The organism is Clostridium tyrobutyricum DSM 2637 = ATCC 25755 = JCM 11008 (genome assembly GCF_000359585.1).
GTDB lineage: Bacteria > Bacillota > Clostridia > Clostridiales > Clostridiaceae > Clostridium_B > Clostridium_B tyrobutyricum.
In genome coordinates this window covers 1-17829 of the sequence record NZ_APMH01000044.1, presented here as the reverse complement: position 1 = coordinate 17829, position 17829 = coordinate 1, and the positions used below count along the sequence as shown (strand labels likewise).

Below are 17829 nucleotides of genomic sequence, written 5' to 3'. Positions count from 1 at the left end.
ATTTCTATTGACTTTTACTAGCTGGTCTAAAGTATTGTTATCAAATTCACTTACATAATCTATTATAAAGAATTATTTATAAATATAAAATTATTTATTTAAAATCTTATAAATAAAAAAGTAATTGAGATTATTGCAGTTAATACAGCAAGCATACATGATCCAAAAGCCCCCAGTGTGTTATTGTACTTCTTTTTCAAAAACCACCCATAGCTTATAGTATAATAACATATACATAAAATCAAAAACGAAACTACATATCTCATCTTTTTTCCCTTCCTTTTGTACTCCATTTATCTGAAGAATTTAGCTTGGTACCCATTCTCTTGATTTCCAAATCCAATTCTATATTTATTTTGGCTTCCTTATAGTGTTTAAGCCAATTATAATTCTCCCACTGCTGTATGGTTTTGAAGTTTTTAGCAGCTGAATGACCGAATCCAAAAACATCAGTATTATATTCAATCTGGGTCTTTCTTACAGTGTTGACCATTCCATCAAGTATAAATTGCTTTATTTTATTTTCCAAATCTCCTATATTGGTCAAATTTTCGTAATTTACTCCACTTTGTATTGCTTCAATATCTCCATCCATTTTTATATTTACATTTATTATAGGTTTTCCATCTTTAAATACAGTATTTACTTTAGGACGTCTTGTTGATTTTAGAAATATTATCACAGGATACTTTGATTCTTTTGGATCATCAACTGTTACAATGCCACTTTGAAATTTACCTTTTACCATAAGGTAGTATCTTGTTTCATAAGTATCCAAATATCCAACCATCTTGTCGCCATCAAATATTGCAGTGCCTCCAAACTGTCTTCCTGTCTTGCTTTTTATAGGAATATCCCCAGGTTTGAATCCTTTCCCCGGCATCATGGTATCCATACCAGTTTGATTGGACTGGTCTCTGATATTATGCAAATCATTTACTGATGCATATGCTGCTACAGGCTGCTGGTAAGTAGACAGCATTTCTTTATAGAATTTAAAGAAGGATTCTTCTGGAAAATATCCTACACGATTTGATTGAGACAATTGAAGCTCTGTCATCTTTGAAACACTTGGTCCTATAATGGATTGGTTGTTTTTTATAAAATCTTCCGCTCTTCCTCGTGAAACTATTATATTTACAGTACTTCTAACTTCCCTGTATCTCTTGATTGCTGAAATATATTGCCCTATTCCCTTCACGGCAACATCTTCTGAAAATACAAATGCTTTTACATGTTGAAGTGTAATTTTCCTCGAAACTACTGCATTAAGCATTTCACATGCTTCTATAATACTTGGAGCTTCTATTGAATTTATATTGCCTTTTCCTGTTTCCTGGCTGCCATTATTATCACCACTATGATATATTGGATATTGTATAGTTAAAATTATTTTATTGCTTATACCTTTGTCAATTCCAATTAGTATTGGATAAACCTTGTCATCTATTTCTATAGAATCATAACATCCAGTCAGGACAATACTCATAACTAATATGGATAACACAACAAAACAAATCTTTTTATGCATTTGATTTTTTTTCTCCCTTTCTGAATATGATGGCAATTATAAAAACAAATATAGGTATAAAATAATTTAATACAAGACTGTACTGTTTGATAAATATAATATATTTTTCTAAAAGTTCCGTAAAACTTTTAGGTAGTATGGCAAATACATAGCATAAAACAATAAATGGAATTATAATCGGGTTATTATTTTTTATGTTGAATGTATGACAATATGTACTCATGGAAACATACATGGATATAGTTATATTCATTATAGTAGGAATAATAAGTATCAAAAGGAATATGGATTCCACCCTTTCAACAAATCTATTTATATATATTATCCTTATCAATTCATATGTACCCGATATATTTTCTCCGCCCTCCAGATAATTAAAAGCCATAATATGACAGACACTTGAAATACTAATCATTGTACCGGCAAATATCAATGATATAATACCTGCTTTCTTGGCCTGCTTCAAACCATGAATGGAATTTATCATAAAAAGGACCACTATTACTTCACTGTAGGCCGAACTCCTTAAAAAACCAAATTTTAATGTATTTAGTATTCCATATCCCCAAAGCGGATATATATTTCCAAAATAATAGTTGGGGGATGCAAGTAAAAACGCAAAAATTATTCCAAATACTACAGGTAAAATTATAACTACACATATTCTTGAAATGGACTCTAAGCCAAAATACACAATTATGGATAATGTAACAAGTATACTTATAATCAAAACAGCACCTGGGGCCTTTGGGAAAACATAACTTTTAAGCATATCTACAAATTCTCTTAAATTATAAGCTGAATACAATAAAAAATATATTGAAAAAATCAAGGATATAATTTTTCCTAAAAATTTTCCAAGTACTATTTCAAATATACTTAATAAATTGTGCCCCGGGAACCTTTTCATAAGTGAACATATAGTTATAAAAAACAGGATACTTACAATACAGGATAAAATTGTACTATACCAAGCAGCCGTACCCACCCTATATATCAACATAGATGTACTTGAGTAGAACATTTTATTTGTTATAAGTATCATGATAATACTTAAGGTTTCAAGCAATCCCATATTTCCTTTTCTAACCATATCAAACTCCTAAGTTATTTGGATTTATCATTATTTTCACCATAGTTTGCATCTTCATCTATCCATCTCCTTGATATTTTGGGCTGTTTTCTTAAATTAATGGGGTTTATAGGATCAGGCCTTAGTTCCTGTTTCCATGCTGGTCTATTGAAAGCAGAATCATTGCTTGTTCTGGTCTTAGGAGAAGTAATTGAAAAAAATGGGACCCCAAAAGACTTTATACTTGAAAGTATCATTATTAATAAAATTATTCCTATGGATATACCCAAGAACCCAAGTAAAGCCCCAAGCACTATAAAAAGCAGCCTGAATATTCTAGTACCATACCCCAAATTGAAATCAGGTATGGAATAATTTCCAAGCGATGTAAAGCCTATTATTATTATAAGTACAGGACTTATTATACTTGCTTGTACTGCGGCCTGACCAATTATAAGACCACCAACTATTCCAATAGTATTTCCTATTATGCCCGGTATCCTTATACCTGCTTCACGTATTAGGTCAAAAGAGATTTCCATAAATATTATTTCTACTATTGTTGGAAAGGGAACATTTTCCCTTGAAGTTGCAATAGCAATCAAAAGTGATGTAGGAATCATTTCCTGATGGTAGTTGGCAAGTGATATATATATTCCTGGAAGAGTTATTGCTACAAGCAATCCAAACATTCTTGTAATTCTCAATATCAAACTGTGCTGCCATTTCAATGAGTTGTCTTCTGCAGTGTGAAAAAGCAAAAAAAATGTTACAGGAACAATTATTGCATAAGGAGTACCAAAAGTTATTATAGCTACCTTGCCATCCATAATATAGTTTGCTGTCCTGTCAGGCCTTTCCGTAGAAAGCAGTGTAGGTATAACTGACCATGAATCATCCTGTATATATTGTTCAAGCATACCGCTTCCGTTTATAAAATCTGTATCTATACTGTTTATTCTTCTCTTTACTTCATCTACTATTGAAGGGTTTACTATACCATCCATGTACATTATTGCACAATCATTGTTATTGCTGCTGCCTACCCTTAATTTTTCTGTTACAAGATCTTTGTTCTTTATAATTTTTCTTATAAGTGATACATTTGTGTCCAGATCCTCATTAAAACCTTCCTGGGATCCTTTTATGGAACCTTCTATTTGTGGAACGTCCAAAGCCCTTTTTTGAAACCCTTTAGTATAACAGAGAAGATATTTATCCTCACCATCAAGATAAAATGCTGTATTTCCATCTAGAATTTCATTTGCAATATCCTTTATATGATCATACTTTTGGGTTCTGCTCATTTGGACTATCTGATCCTGTATAAAATCAAGCCTTTTTTTCTCTGTAACAATTTCGTCATTATTTTGATTTTTTACATTCTCTATTCTGTATTCCAACAATGGCTTTATTATATATTGATCTATAAGCTTAATATCTGTCATTCCCCTTAAATATACAATTATACCATTATATTTATCAGATATCCTGATTCTCTTTATATTTATATCCTTATTTTTAGGGATGTGAAATAACTCCTCTAGCATTCTTATATTCTTTTCCAGCCCCATTGGTATCTTTTGGTACATATCAATTTTAGTATATTTAAAATCCTTGAATTTACTTGTATCTACACCAGGATCAGGTCCACTGCAATTATTCTCTGCTGTATCTTCATTTTTTTCATCTACTTCCGGTATACTGAACTGCTCAACTTTCTTTCTTTCCCTATATGTAATTAATGACATTATTTTCTTAAACATACTTTGATTTTTTTTCACGATTATCATCCTTAGAGATTATTAGTTCCCTATTATTATCTACTTGTTATCTACAAAGTATACTGGAACATTCTGGTATATCATTAATCATATCCTCTTCTGATATTTAAAATTATTATTCAGCAATCTATCCAAAAGTTCTTGATATATAGGCTTTGAATTCAATATATCTGAAATTAAATATGCTGTAATTGACATTATTGCACATGGAAGTAAATTATTGAAAGATCCTGTCATCTCTACTACAAGTATAGTTCCAGTAATTGGAGATTTAACTACTGAACTAAAATACCCCGCCATAGCCAATATAACAAAACTTCCTATATAAATACTTTTAAAATTAAAGAAGTAAACAAGCACATTTCCATATATACATCCTATAATGGCCCCTACTGCAAATAAAGGCAGAAATATTCCCCCAGGAGCTCCTGAACCCGTAGATATCATGGTAAATATAAACTTTACCAATAGAATTACAACAAGTATTTTAAATGTCCAGTCTGTTTTGGTAAGTAACATTATAAGAGTATTCCCTTCTCCTAAAGCTTGTGGGAGAAAAAACGCAACTGCTGCTGAAATTACAAATGGTATAATGGGCCTTAACTCCAATTTAATACCAACCTTTGAATATATAGCCTGGGTTCTTAAAAGTACTTTGCTGAATCCTACTCCAGCTGCACCTATAATAATGCCCAATATAATTATGCAAGGATAATATCCAAGTGGAAGTACAACTATATTTTTAAAGTTAAATACAGGCTTCATTCCAAAAAACTCACGAGATATAAAGTCAGATGATAATGCCGATGACAGGGCTGAAACAAGAACAAGTGGTGAAAAATTTTTATGTACTTCTTCCAGTGCAAACATAGTGCCTGCAACAGGGGCATTAAAAGCAGTGGAAATTCCAGCACTTACTCCACTTGTTACAAGATATTTTATTTCTATTTTAGTTCTTTTCATTAAAGTTCCTATTCCTTGTCCTAAAGCAGCCCCAATTTGTACAGAAGGCCCCTCTATCCCCATTGAAAGTCCTGAACCTATAGATACAAGACTCCCTATAAATTTCCCTGCAGCAACTTTATACCAATTCATATGAAGTTTCCTTAATATTACACCCTCTACCTGTGGTATACCGCTTCCAATTATTATAGGTTGTCTTTTTATTAATAATCCTATAAAATATCCTAAAAAAGCAATTAATGCAATCCATATTGGTATCAACCTGTGATTTAAAGAAAGCATCATATATATTTCATTCAAATACATTTCTGATTTTCCAACAAGGAATCTAAAAAGAGATATTACAATTCCTACAAATAGGCCAACTATAATTCCCTCAAATATCAACCTTATTTTAAAATTTCTCCAATTTAATAATTTTTCATAGTTCTTCATGATTTTTCATAAGCCCTCCATGTCCATTAAAATATAGATTAAATTAACATATCTTTTAAATCTAACTATACACCATAAGGCTATTTGCTATCAACAGATTTACTTCTTAAATTAAATAAAGTAAATGCCAAAATAGGAAGTATGAAAAACACCCCAACACATATGTATATATATATATTCAAAAGATTAAACAATACAAGCAATTTTCTAGCTGAATAATAACATGCGGCATATACGGCAGCAGTCAAAATAATTTGGATTATATTAAAACCTGACATATTCTTGACCTTTGATTCTCTCAATAATATAATAATTGCAAAAAAAGTAGCTATATATTTTGCAAACCAGGAAGCTATTGTCTGAAATATTACATAAAATTCACCATTGGCTATAAAGCCAAAATAAGATACAAGCTGTGTTTGTATTAACTTAGCATATGCCATGGTATTAGCCCTTTCAACATTGAAAGTTGCAAGCAGGCCAACTGTAGATACTACAATCATCTGAGATACAAATATATTTCCAATAAGTGAATATTTCCTAAGTCCCTTACTAGATTTCAAACAAGTTAAATATGGCAGGACTATACATATAGAAGAATACATCCCTATGGTTTTTATTATTGAGACAAAAAAATTAATATTCAATCCATTTTCAAAAACAGGAAATAATCTTTTATACTCTTTAAACTTTGCAGTCAATATACCTAAATTAATTCCATTGAATATTGATATTGACATACATATCATAACTACAATCATGACTGAATATTTTCCGTTTTTTACAACATATAACCCGGGCAATACTACAAACAATGCTATATACCATATGGGGCTTTCTACAAACATATTTGTATGTATGACACTGGATTCTACAGATGCAGACTCAACCAAAGACAAAAACATCACAAATATGAATATGTTTAAAAATAATTTACCTAAGAATCTTCCAAAAGCTGCATTGAATATTTTGACTATACTATAGCAATTATTTTTAACACATATTTTTATTATATAATCAAAAAATATAATCATTATTACACAAGCTATTGCATTAGCAATCCAACTGTCTCTTCCTGAAAGGTTCATAAATATTTCAGGATAAGTTTTCTGAGAGGCTATGCTTACTGCACATATCAGAAAAAATATATGCCCGAAACTGAACTTATCCATAAAATCTCTCCATTCCAAATGTTATCTAGTATTTACAATAATATTATTAACTAAAAAATGAATGTTATCCAAATTAAATACAGATAATATAGCAGGTGATTAATTATGAATGATTATTTAAGTTATATCTATGATAAATTAAAGAATACTGCTGATTTTAAAAAACGTGTCATAAATTCCATATGTGGAGATATATATCTATTGTTTATTGACAATCTATGTGACTCCAAATTTATAAGCGAGTATTTAATTGCTCCGCTAATGCAGATGACCAAAAAGACAATAAATTCAAATATAATAAAGGACAAGGTACTTTTTGGAAATTCCATAGGCAGTATAAAATCAAAAGATGATGCAATTCTGCACATACTATCAGGTGATGTAGTAATTGTATTTGAAAACATGGAAAATGTTTTATACTGCGAAGCCAAAGGTTTTTCAAAAAGAGGTATTCAGATTCCAATAACCGAAGCTGTATTAAAAGGACCAAAAGAAGGTTTCAATGAATCAATTATGGACAATATTTCACTTATAAGACGTAGAATAAAAAATCCAAAACTCAAAGTTGAGCTATATCATCTGGGGAAAGAATCAAATACAACAACTGCATTAATCTATATACAAGACAAAGCTCCCAAATCCCTTGTATCCAAATTGAAAACTACTATTAAAAATATAGATACGGATTTTATACTTGATACAAATTATATAGAGGAAAAATTAAAGCCAAAGATATCACCCTTTGATACTATAGATTACACTGAAAAAGCGGATGTTGCATCTTCAAAGATATTCCAGGGAAGGGCAGCCATAATTGTAGATGGAACTCCTTTTGTCATAACTGCTCCATATTTCTTTATAGAAAACTTTCAAGTCCCTGATGATTACTATCTGAACAAGATATACTCAAACATAATAAGGATAATAAGATTTATCGCTTTCGGAATTTCCACATTGCTGCCTGGAATATACGAGGCACTTACTACTTACCATTTTTCTCTTATTCCAATGGAATTTATATTCAGGCTTGCATCCTCCAGGGCTTATGTACCCTTTCCCACAATACTGGAAGTAATAATAATGTTGTTTTTCTTTCAACTGTTGAGAGAGGCTGGAATAAGACTTCCCCAACCTATAGGACAGTCAATGAGTATAGTAGGTGCATTGATTCTAGGACAATCAGCCGTAAGTGCAGGTCTTGCATCCCAAAGTACTATAATAATAATAGCTCTTTCCTCCATTTGTTCATTTTTAGTTCCTAAATTATACGGAGGAATAATAATATGGAGTACTGCCATATTAATTCTATCATCATTAATAGGAATAATAGGATTTTTTATGGGATTTTTTATGATGATATCCCATGTTGCTTCTCTTGATACATGTGGATACCCTTTTCTTCTTCCTTTAGGTACAGGTAAAAAGTTAAAATACAAGGATTTGCTATATAGAAGCAGTCTAGATTCCATTTCTAAAAATACTTTAAAGGACGAGGATGATAACGAATGAAAAAAATATTCTGTATCTTTATTATATTTTGCAGCTGCTTTTTAGGTGGATGTTTCAATTATAACGATATAGACAAGGCAATATTTGTAACATCAGTTATAATAGATGTAGATGCCAATAAAAATCCAGTATTGTATGTAGAAGCCTTTAAACCGGAAAGAAATCTTAATGAAACTGGCGGAAGCAGTCAGAGAATACTGTTTAGAGGTTCGAGAAAGACATTATTTGAAACTATGAGAGACATAAACATGTCCTCAAGCTATAAATTAAACTATACACAATTACGTGGAATAATCTTTACAGAAAAAGCAGCTGAAAGTAATCTATATGACTATATAGATTACTTTGCAAGAGACCAGGAATCCGTATTAAGAAGTAATTTGCTTGTATTAAATGGTGATCCAGATAAATTTATAAAAACAGTTTTAAAAGAGCAGGAATATATAGGCTTATTTATACATGATTTAATAAAAAACGTATCAGTATCTTCAAGAACTATAGTAAGTTCATTAAATGATTTTTTAAATGAAATATATTCACGGCAAGGTATTTCTATAATACCCATGATAGAATTAAAATCAGATCAACCGGAACCTAAAATACAATTAACCGATGGTGCTATAATAGGAAATTATAAAATGGTGGATACTCTTAGATTGGGGGATGAACTTGGATATAATTTTCTTACAGACAATATAAAAAGCGGATCTTTGGAAGTAACAAATCCAAGCTCTAGTAACAATTATGTAAGTTTGGAAATATTGAGAAGCAAGACAAAATGCAGTATATATATGGATGGGAAAAATATAATAGTAAGGAAAAAAATAAAACTAAAAGCTACTGTGGCAGAAGCTCAAAATCGTATTAATCTAAATCATGATACCATAGAAAAACTGGAACAGGAGGCAGAAAAGAATATTAAGGATGCCTGCAATGATGTTTTTGAAAAATACAAACTTAAAAAATTGGATATATTTAATATAGGAGAAGATTTTCAAAGAAAATATCCAAAATCAAATATAGATAATCCAATTGAACAAAGTCAGCTCCAATTAGATGTAAATGTAAATGTAGAAGGTTCTTCTGATAAAACGAACTTTAGAAGTTAGTTAAACAATTTATTTGACATTATTTAAACTACAATTGATAATTAGTTGTATAAATATAGTTTAAAAGGAGATTTACAATTGATAAACTTAGGAGAAATCAATCATTTAAAAATAATAAGGAAACCGGATTTTGGATATTATCTAGATGCCCAAACTGGAAATACCGATGACGATGTGCTGTTGCCAAATGGAAATGCCTTAAAAAGTGATATGAATATTGGAGATGAAGTGGATGTATTCATATATAAGGACTCAAAGGACAGATTGGTGGCTACAATGAAAACACCTCTTGCAAAGTCAGGTGATATTGCATATTTGAAAGTAGTATCCAATGCGGATTTTGGAAGTTTCATAGACATAGGTCTTGAAAGAGATGTTTTTGTGCCTATGGCAGAGCAAAAATATAAATTAATTCCAGAAGCTTCATACTTATTTTATATTTATGCAGACAGAAGCAATAGATTGGCTGCAACTACAAATATTGATAAATACTTGATAAATATAGATATAGATAACGAAGATGAAATTATAAACAACAACTACAGGATTGGTGACGAATTATATGGAATAGTTTATGGTTTCCAGACTAATGGAAGTGCAATGATTGCAATAGATAAAAAATACAGGGGTATTATATTAAAAAATGAATACTTTACACGTATTGAGCCTGGGCAGAAATTAAAACTCAGGATTAAAAAAATATATGATGATGGGAAATTAGTACTTACTCCGAGAAAAAGACCTGGCCAGGAAAGATTATCGCTGGAAGATACAATTCTTAAATACTTAAAAGACCATAAGGGATTCATGCCTTATAACGACAAGAGTTCACCAGAGGAAATTCGAAAGGTATTTCATGAAAGTAAGAATTATTTTAAAAATGCATTAGGTGGACTTATGAAGAAAAAACTAATAGACCAGGACAAATCCGGAACAAAGTTACTATAAAAATAATTAACCTGAATATTAAAATATATATTACAGAAAATAAATATATATTTTGATATTCAGGAGGTATGTTATATGAAAAAGAAGCTGACGTTTGTGGTTATTTCAATATTGGTTTTATGTACGGGCACTATTACTTATGCTAATTTTGGCAGCAGAGGTTCTGAAGTTCATTTTTTTTCTGTAGGGCAAAGTGACTGCATACTTATAAAATCAAACAATAAAAATTATCTCATAGATACTGGAGCATCATACTATACTGGAAAAATTCTGACCTATCTTGCTTTTAATAATGTAAAAAGAATAAACGGAATTATAATAACTCATTATCATGACGATCATTATGAGGGTCTTGTTAAAATACTCAAACTAATAAAAACAGACAAGGTATATCTTCCTGATAATAAAAACAATATGAAACATGTCCTATCCAAATCACTTTCAAGATTTGACACTTCAGTAAAATATATAGATAGAGGATGGACCCTAAAAGCCAATAAAATAAACCTTAAAGCTATTGGTCCTGTGGAAAAAGATGAGAAATCCAACAACAATAATTCAGATGAAAACAATAATTCAATAGTTCTTCAAGGCAAAATAGGAAATGTCAGTTATTTATTTGCAGGTGATTGTGAGAAGAAATCAGAAGATGCCATGCTGAAATTGAATATTTTAAAAAAATGCGATGTATTGAAAGTTCCTCATCATGGTATAAATACAAGCACCAGTCATGAATTTCTAAACAAATTAAAACCAAAAGCAGCCATCATAACCAGTAATGGAAAGACTCCAAACAAAATGGTTATAAAAAGACTGCTTAATCATAATATAATAGTTTTAAGAACTGATCATCAGGGCAATATTGTAATTAAAAACAATTACCTTTTCTGTGATAAAAGCAATATACATATTAAGTTGTTTTAGGTTTCGAATATCTTTTAAAAATCTTGAATATCTCATTTAAAACAAGTGGTATAAGCGAAATCAGTATTACAAATACCCAATCATTTAATTTAAGCCTGTAAACTTTAAATACACCGGCAAACAATGGCACTGTAATTACTATATTTTGAAGCACTATACCTAGTAATATTGAACCCAGCAAATACTTGTTAGTTAAAATTCCAGTCTTAAACATGGAATTTTCGGAATGCCTCACACTTAGAGTATAAAACAGCTGTGATACACTCAATACTACAAATGCCATGGTTTGAGCATGCATAAGTGAATTTGGGTATATCCTGGTTCCTATATAAAAAGCCACAAGAGTTGTAATTCCTATAATCACACCATTCAATACCAGGAAAAATCCTCCTTTTCCTGCAAACAATCCAACTTTAGGATCTCTAGGTTTTTCCTTCATTATATCTGGATCATCAGGATCAACTCCAAGGGCTAATGCAGGAAAGCTGTCTGTTATGAGATTAACCCACAAAAGGTGTATAGGACGTAAAACTGCAGGCCAGCCCAAAAGTATTCCTATAAAAAGTGCAACTATCTCACCAATATTACAGGATAGAAGAAAAATTATTGACTTTTTTATATTGTTGTATATATTTCTTCCCTCTTTTACTGCTGCTACAATAGTTGAAAAATTGTCATCTGTAAGTATCATATCTGATGCACCCTTAGCTACATCTGTACCTGTAATACCCATTGCAACTCCTATATCCGCAGTTTTCAAAGAAGGTGCATCATTTACTCCGTCACCAGTCATTGAAACTATATTTCCCTTTTCTTTAAGTGCCCTTACTATTTTGACCTTGTGTTCGGGTGACACTCTTGCAAACACTTTTAAATTGTCAATTCTCTCTGTCACATCATCTTCAGTCATATTTTCAAATTCCGATCCAAGAATAACCTGTGATTCATCATCTGCAATGCCAAGTTCCTTTGCAATGGCAAACGCTGTATTTTTGTGATCTCCAGTAATCATAACAGTTCTTATTCCTGACATCTTGCACTCTTCTATAGATGATTTTACAGTTTCTCTAGGTGGATCTATCATTCCATATAGTCCCACAAATATCAGATCCATCTCCATTGAACTCTTTTCCGTATCAGGAGATTCAACTATCTTAAATGCCGATGCCAGGACTCTTAAAGCTTCATCTGACATGGCATTTGAGGCTGCAAGTATATCCGATTTTATTTGCTCTGTAATCTCAACTATCTTTCCATCTATAAATGCACTACTGCAAAGCTTAATTAAATTATCTACTGCTCCTTTTGTAACTATATGATATTCATCTTTGTATTTGTTTAGGGTTGTCATTAATTTTCTGTCAGAATCAAAGGGTATTTCATCTAACCTTTCATGGGAATTATTGATATCATTTTTGAATATATTGAATTTTGATCCAACTTCCAAAAGTGCAATTTCAGTAGGATCACCTGTTTTAGAACTTTCTGAATATGTAGCATCATTGCAGAGCATCATATTTTCTACAAGAAGCTTCTGTGATGGATTTTGCAGATCCAAAGCAGATACATCCTGGAGCCTGTTGTCACAGTAAAACTTTGTAACTGTCATTTTATTTTGAGTAAGAGTTCCTGTTTTGTCTGAGCATATTATATTTACTGCACCAAGTGTCTCAACGGCCGGGAGTTTTCTAACTATGGCATTTTGTTTTATCATCCTCTGAACACCCATAGCTAAAACTATAGTAACTATTGCAGGAAGTCCTTCTGGAATAGCAGCTACTGCCAAGCTTATTGCAGTTAAAAACATTTCAAACAGATCTCTTCTCTGAATTACACCTACTAAAAACATAACCAGACATATACCAAGTGCGGCGAATCCAAGTACTTTTCCAAGCTGGGCAAGTTTTTTCTGAAGTGGAGTAAGATTTTTTTCATCACTGTCAAGCATACTGGCTATCTTGCCTATTTCCGTATTCATTCCAGTTCCCACAGATATTCCTGTTCCTCTTCCATTGGTAACCATAGTTGACATGAAAGCCATATTCTTCTGGTCTCCAAGAGCTATATTTTTATCATCTGAAATAAGTTCGTGCAATTTATCAGAAGGAACGGATTCTCCAGTAAGTGCAGATTCCTCTATCTTAAGATTTGCAGATTCAATAAGTCTCATATCACAAGGGACATATCTTCCTGCATCCAGTATGACTATATCTCCTATTACCAAATTTTCTGAAGGAATTTCTACTACTTCTCCATCTCTTTTAACCAGGGCCTTTGGTGTGGAAAGTTCTTGAAGAGATTCAAGTGCCTTTTCAGCTTTTGATTCTTGAATTATCCCAATAACAGCATTTAATACTATTACAACCCCTATTATTATTGCATCGCTTGTTTCCTTTAAAAAAGCTGAAATCACAGCAGCAGCAATAAGTATATATATGAGTGGATCATTTATCTGTTCAAAGAGAAGAAATAAAATTGATTTTTTCTTCTTTTCTCTTAATTTGTTCGGACCATATTTTGATAGCCTTGAAGAAACTTCATCTGAAGTAAGTCCACTTTGGATGTCTGTTTTCACCTCTTTTATTATTTCTTCATTCCCTTTATTAAACCACATAATATTATCACCTTACTTTCTTTTTATTTATAGCCATACACTTATTTTTAGAATTTAACTTAATCTTATACATTAATTAATTATTCCATCTTTTATAAAATTATACTATATGGAATTATGAATCTCAATATATAATTATTCATTTTATATAAACTAGTATTTTAAACTATATTTATATGTATAAGACTATAATTTATGAATATGTTGTTATTTAAATAATAATTACTATATTTTTATTTAAATATCTTATATAATATATTTGTATAAGATTATTTATTATAATAATTCGGAGGTATATTATGGAAATATCTAGAATAGGAAGATCCTCTTCACCTAATTCAAACACCAGAAGCATAAAAGTAAAAAAAGATTTTTCTGAAAGTTTTAATTCTCAAATGGAAAAAAAATCACATGAGCAGCTTAAAGATATGTTCAATAATATCAAAAAAAAGGGAAACAGGCTATCTGTTACCAAATGTTATTCTGATGTAAAAGCATATAAAAATATGATAAAAGAATACCTTAAATCAGTCTTAAATTATATGTACACCGTAAAAAAGGATATAAGTTTCTGGCAGACACAATATTTCATTACAGTAGAGACAATAGACAACAAGCTTGAAGAACTGACAAGCATGCTTATGAACGAGCAGAAGGATAATCTGAGTGTGGCTTCTACTATAGATGATATAAGCGGCCTGCTGGTAGATATATATAAATAAGTTCAAAAGCACTATCAAAATATATAATTAATATAAGTTCAATAGTGTTTTGTAAATTATATGACAGATGCCAATATAAGAAGCTCCTCATTGTCATTATATATAGTATCAAACTGACTTATAGGCAGAGGATTCACACCTCTTCCAACCTCTATTGTAAATCCTGGTCTTCTATATTCCTGTATGAACCAATCCTTGTAACCAGAATAAGAGCTTATTCCTGTAGTCTCTTCCAATGTATATCCACTTAACCTTGAAAATTCATTTCCTATTGTCCTGGATTCAGGCGGTGTAAGTCCATCATACTGCCAGTATATAACTTCACCCTGGCTATGATACGCCAACACCAATCTAAAATTGTGACTTTTAGTGAAATCCACCACAGCTTTTGTTTCAGGCTCTGAAACTGGTGATGGTCCGGAATACCTGGTTGGTCCAGGTCCATATACACCATATGAAGCTTCAGCGTCTTTTGAAAGCTGCCATCCCGCATCATAATTGTGGTTGATATCAACACCCCTGTTGTTTGCCTGCCAATCCCTTGAAAAATCAGTACTTCCCCTATTCCACTGTATCAAATCATTGTAATATGGATTGGATCTTTGCAATCCATTCAAAACTAGATCCACTCCATCAGGATTTACCATTGGAATTATATATATACTGCTTCTGCTCCATATATCACTTATATTATAATCTCTTATACTTCTGTTCTCCGTATAAGCTTTTATAATATTTTCTGCAAATTTCATAAGAAGAGGAGTCGTTATCCATTCTAAAGAATGATGTGATCCATTATAGAAAACTTCATTTGGTCCTGTTCCAAGTTTTATATAGTAAAGTTCTCTTCCAAGTACACTTTTTCCTGTAGTCCCTATATTTATAAATGGATATCTAGCTTTTAATGCATAAAGATCATTTTCAAGTATATCATAAGTATAATTTATATTTGTATCTACTATATCGATACTGTATGGAACTTTAATAGTTGTGCCTGGAATAAGTCCATATGGCTGAATTTGTGGATTTGCCAGTATGATATTATACACCTGTGTTCCATATCTACGGGCTATATTATAAAGTGTATCACCTAATTTTATGGTATAATCATCATATCCCCTCATAAAACTTTCCAATACCCTATATGTCTCAGCTCCTATTATTCCATCAACACCCAGTCCATTTGCCCTTTGAAAATTTTTTACTGCAATTTCTGTTTGAATTCCAAATATACCATCTACAGGCCCAGGATCATATCCCATTTTTTTCAACAGTGCCTGTATTCTCATAACATCATTTCCTCTACTACCCACTCTTAAAATTGGCATATAAAATCTCCTAAAATTAATGCTATATTATTGTATTCAGAATTCAAACATATGTGATTAAAATTCTATTTTTCCCTGCAGTTTTTACATATGCCATAAAAATCCAATATGCTTGACTCCAGTTTAAAACCATATTGTTTCTTTATACGTTCTTCCAGACAATCAAACATGCTTTTATCTATATCTATTACAGAATTGCATTTTATGCATATCATATGACATTTTTTGCCCTTTTCTATTTGATCTGAATATTCATATAGTGCTGGTCCGTCTTCTATTTCAAGTTTTCCTATTATTCCCATTTTTTCTAATAAACTGAGAGTTCTGTATATAGTAGCAAAACCTATTTTGTACTGTTTCTCTTTTACATAATTATAAACTTGTTCTACTTTTAAGTGCTTACCTTTATTTTCTTTAAAAACTTCTATTACTACTTCTCGTTGAGATGTAAATTTATATCCTTTATCTTCAAGTTTTTTCTTAAGTTCATCTTTATGTTCCATAGACATCTCCTTTCAAATTTTACTTGTCTATATTACTATTGCTGTAGAGCTTTGATATTTCCACATAGTGTTTTGCAGAATTTTTGATATTTTGTTTCTCCTCTGCTGTAAGTTTCCTTATAACTCTTGCGGGTGAGCCCATGCATAGAACTCCAGGTGGTATTTGTTTATGTTCGGTTACAAGGCTTCCTGCTCCTATTATGGTTTCACTTCCTATAACTGCATTATTCATTATTATGGATCCCATTCCAATCAAGGAATAATCCTCAATTTTGCATCCGTGTATTATTGCATTATGTCCAATTGTAACATATTTTCCTATGGATGCAGGATTATTTCCTTCAACATGTATAACACAATTATCCTGAATATTAGTTTTTTCATCTACGGATATATTATTTAGATCTCCTCTAATCACCGCTCCAAACCACACATTAACATCTTGAGCTAATTTAACTTTTCCAATAATATCTGAACTTTCTGCTATAAAACAGCTGCTGTGTATATCTGGACTTTCAGAATTAAATTTTCTTATCATATAAAAGGCCTCTCTTTAAAACTTATTTTATCTATATATTAATAACGTATATTATGTTGATAAAAAAATCAATAGCTAACATAAAAAACCGTGGAATAAAAACATCCACGGTTTTTTATGTTAGCTGTAAAATTATCTAAAAAGTTTTCCACTTAATATCAATTTCTGTATTTCATTTGTCCCTTCATATATTTGAGTTATCTTTGCATCCCTCATCATTCTTTCAATCTCATATTCCTTCATGTATCCATTTCCGCCAAGCATCTGAACTGCTTCTGTAGTTACATGCATAGCTGCATCTGTGCATGCTATTTTTGCTTTGGCAGCTGACAGTCCATATGGTCTTCCCTCTTGTTTGTCTATAGCTGCTTTATACAATATATATTTAGCTTCTTCTATTTCAAGATCCAACTCTGCCATTTTGAATGCCAAATACTGCTGTTTGAACAATGGTTTTCCAAATTGTATTCTCTCCTTCATATACTGCTTTGCACGTTCAAAAGCTCCTTCGGCTATTCCAAGGCCCTGGGCTGCAACTCCTATTCTTCCTCCATCCAATGTACTTAATGCTATTTTTAGTCCTTTCCCTTCTTCAGAAACTATATTTTCTGCAGGGACTTTACAGTTTTCAAATACAAGCTCTGATACCTGAGCTGCTTTTATTCCACACTTGTCCT

At 31.4% G+C, this 17829-nt stretch carries 15 protein-coding genes; 5 read left to right on the top strand and 10 right to left on the bottom strand.

Annotated elements, in window-relative coordinates; genetic code table 11:
* Nucleotides 1-262: 262 nt before the first annotated feature.
* The 5 genes from J418_RS0114505 to J418_RS0114485 form a co-directional block, all read right to left on the bottom strand.
* Nucleotides 263-1531: a Ger(x)C family spore germination protein gene (locus J418_RS0114505; protein WP_017895967.1), complete on the bottom strand. Its 1269-nt coding sequence runs from the start codon at nucleotides 1529-1531 to the stop codon at nucleotides 263-265.
* Nucleotides 1524-2624, bottom strand: a complete 1101-nt coding sequence (locus J418_RS0114500; RefSeq protein ID WP_017895966.1) for a GerAB/ArcD/ProY family transporter — start codon at nucleotides 2622-2624, stop codon at nucleotides 1524-1526. The genes J418_RS0114505 and J418_RS0114500 overlap by 8 nt, the downstream gene beginning before the upstream one ends.
* Before the next feature lie 14 nt (nucleotides 2625-2638).
* The gene (locus J418_RS0114495) at nucleotides 2639-4396 is read right to left on the bottom strand and encodes a spore germination protein (protein WP_236901703.1); all 1758 of its coding nucleotides are present in this window, start codon (nucleotides 4394-4396) and stop codon (nucleotides 2639-2641) included.
* A 78-nt stretch (nucleotides 4397-4474) separates the two neighbouring features.
* On the bottom strand, nucleotides 4475-5785 hold the full coding sequence (locus J418_RS0114490) for a ClC family H(+)/Cl(-) exchange transporter (protein WP_017895964.1): 1311 nt from the start codon (nucleotides 5783-5785) through the stop codon (nucleotides 4475-4477).
* Nucleotides 5786-5865: 80 nt separating this feature from the next.
* On the bottom strand, nucleotides 5866-6957 hold the full coding sequence (locus J418_RS0114485) for an endospore germination permease (protein ID WP_017750412.1): 1092 nt from the start codon (nucleotides 6955-6957) through the stop codon (nucleotides 5866-5868).
* A gap of 105 nt (nucleotides 6958-7062) precedes the next feature.
* Between J418_RS0114485 and J418_RS0114480 the strand changes: the two genes are divergently transcribed.
* The 4 genes from J418_RS0114480 to J418_RS0114465 all read left to right on the top strand — a co-directional run bounded on the left by J418_RS0114480 (nucleotide 7063) and on the right by J418_RS0114465 (nucleotide 11447).
* On the top strand, nucleotides 7063-8466 hold the full coding sequence (locus J418_RS0114480; RefSeq protein ID WP_017895963.1) for a spore germination protein: 1404 nt from the start codon (nucleotides 7063-7065) through the stop codon (nucleotides 8464-8466).
* Nucleotides 8463-9575: a Ger(x)C family spore germination protein gene (locus J418_RS0114475; protein WP_017895962.1), complete on the top strand. Its 1113-nt coding sequence runs from the start codon at nucleotides 8463-8465 to the stop codon at nucleotides 9573-9575. Before J418_RS0114480 ends, J418_RS0114475 begins: the two co-directional genes overlap by 4 nt.
* A 78-nt stretch (nucleotides 9576-9653) precedes the next feature.
* Entirely contained in the window at nucleotides 9654-10523 is an 870-nt protein-coding gene (locus tag J418_RS0114470) for a CvfB family protein (RefSeq protein ID WP_017895961.1), read from the top strand.
* A gap of 75 nt (nucleotides 10524-10598) precedes the next feature.
* Complete coding sequence (locus J418_RS0114465; protein ID WP_017895960.1) at nucleotides 10599-11447, top strand: ComEC/Rec2 family competence protein; 849 nt, start codon at nucleotides 10599-10601, stop codon at nucleotides 11445-11447.
* On the opposite strand, the gene J418_RS0114460 is transcribed toward J418_RS0114465, so the two are convergent.
* On the bottom strand, nucleotides 11434-14061 hold the full coding sequence (locus J418_RS0114460) for a calcium-translocating P-type ATPase, PMCA-type (protein ID WP_017895959.1): 2628 nt from the start codon (nucleotides 14059-14061) through the stop codon (nucleotides 11434-11436). The genes J418_RS0114465 and J418_RS0114460 overlap by 14 nt on opposite strands.
* A gap of 299 nt (nucleotides 14062-14360) precedes the next feature.
* Here J418_RS0114460 and J418_RS0114455 point away from each other — a divergent pair, with 299 nt between their 5' ends.
* Nucleotides 14361-14783 (top strand): YaaR family protein, encoded by a 423-nt coding sequence (locus J418_RS0114455; protein WP_017895958.1) that lies wholly within the window; start codon nucleotides 14361-14363, stop codon nucleotides 14781-14783.
* Between the two features lie 56 nt (nucleotides 14784-14839).
* Here the strand turns inward: J418_RS0114455 and J418_RS0114450 are convergent, their stop codons facing one another.
* The 4 genes from J418_RS0114450 to J418_RS0114435 form a co-directional block, all read right to left on the bottom strand.
* Nucleotides 14840-16111: a M14 family metallopeptidase gene (locus tag J418_RS0114450; RefSeq protein ID WP_017895957.1), complete on the bottom strand. Its 1272-nt coding sequence runs from the start codon at nucleotides 16109-16111 to the stop codon at nucleotides 14840-14842.
* Between the two features lie 65 nt (nucleotides 16112-16176).
* Nucleotides 16177-16614 carry a Fur family transcriptional regulator gene (locus J418_RS0114445; protein ID WP_017895956.1) on the bottom strand — a complete coding sequence of 146 codons (438 nt, stop codon included), beginning with the start codon at nucleotides 16612-16614 and terminating at the stop codon, nucleotides 16177-16179.
* 19 nt (nucleotides 16615-16633) lie between these two features.
* The gene (locus J418_RS0114440) at nucleotides 16634-17152 is read right to left on the bottom strand and encodes a gamma carbonic anhydrase family protein (protein ID WP_017750403.1); all 519 of its coding nucleotides are present in this window, start codon (nucleotides 17150-17152) and stop codon (nucleotides 16634-16636) included.
* Nucleotides 17153-17284: 132 nt separating this feature from the next.
* Nucleotides 17285-17829 (bottom strand): acyl-CoA dehydrogenase family protein (locus J418_RS0114435; protein WP_017895955.1); only part of this gene is annotated, 545 nt, incomplete at its 5' end.

Coding starts and splice junctions, on each gene's coding strand:
- J418_RS0114505 (WP_017895967.1), bottom strand. CDS start 1,531: ATGCATAAAAAGATTTGTTTTGTTGTGTTATCCATATTAGTTATGAGT.
- J418_RS0114500 (WP_017895966.1), bottom strand. CDS start 2,624: ATGGTTAGAAAAGGAAATATGGGATTGCTTGAAACCTTAAGTATTATC.
- J418_RS0114495 (WP_236901703.1), bottom strand. CDS start 4,396: ATGATAATCGTGAAAAAAAATCAAAGTATGTTTAAGAAAATAATGTCA.
- J418_RS0114490 (WP_017895964.1), bottom strand. CDS start 5,785: ATGAAGAACTATGAAAAATTATTAAATTGGAGAAATTTTAAAATAAGG.
- J418_RS0114485 (WP_017750412.1), bottom strand. CDS start 6,957: ATGGATAAGTTCAGTTTCGGGCATATATTTTTTCTGATATGTGCAGTA.
- J418_RS0114480 (WP_017895963.1), top strand. CDS start 7,063: ATGAATGATTATTTAAGTTATATCTATGATAAATTAAAGAATACTGCT.
- J418_RS0114475 (WP_017895962.1), top strand. CDS start 8,463: ATGAAAAAAATATTCTGTATCTTTATTATATTTTGCAGCTGCTTTTTA.
- J418_RS0114465 (WP_017895960.1), top strand. CDS start 10,599: ATGAAAAAGAAGCTGACGTTTGTGGTTATTTCAATATTGGTTTTATGT.
- J418_RS0114460 (WP_017895959.1), bottom strand. CDS start 14,061: ATGTGGTTTAATAAAGGGAATGAAGAAATAATAAAAGAGGTGAAAACA.
- J418_RS0114455 (WP_017895958.1), top strand. CDS start 14,361: ATGGAAATATCTAGAATAGGAAGATCCTCTTCACCTAATTCAAACACC.
- J418_RS0114450 (WP_017895957.1), bottom strand. CDS start 16,111: ATGCCAATTTTAAGAGTGGGTAGTAGAGGAAATGATGTTATGAGAATA.
- J418_RS0114445 (WP_017895956.1), bottom strand. CDS start 16,614: ATGGAACATAAAGATGAACTTAAGAAAAAACTTGAAGATAAAGGATAT.
- J418_RS0114440 (WP_017750403.1), bottom strand. CDS start 17,152: ATGATAAGAAAATTTAATTCTGAAAGTCCAGATATACACAGCAGCTGT.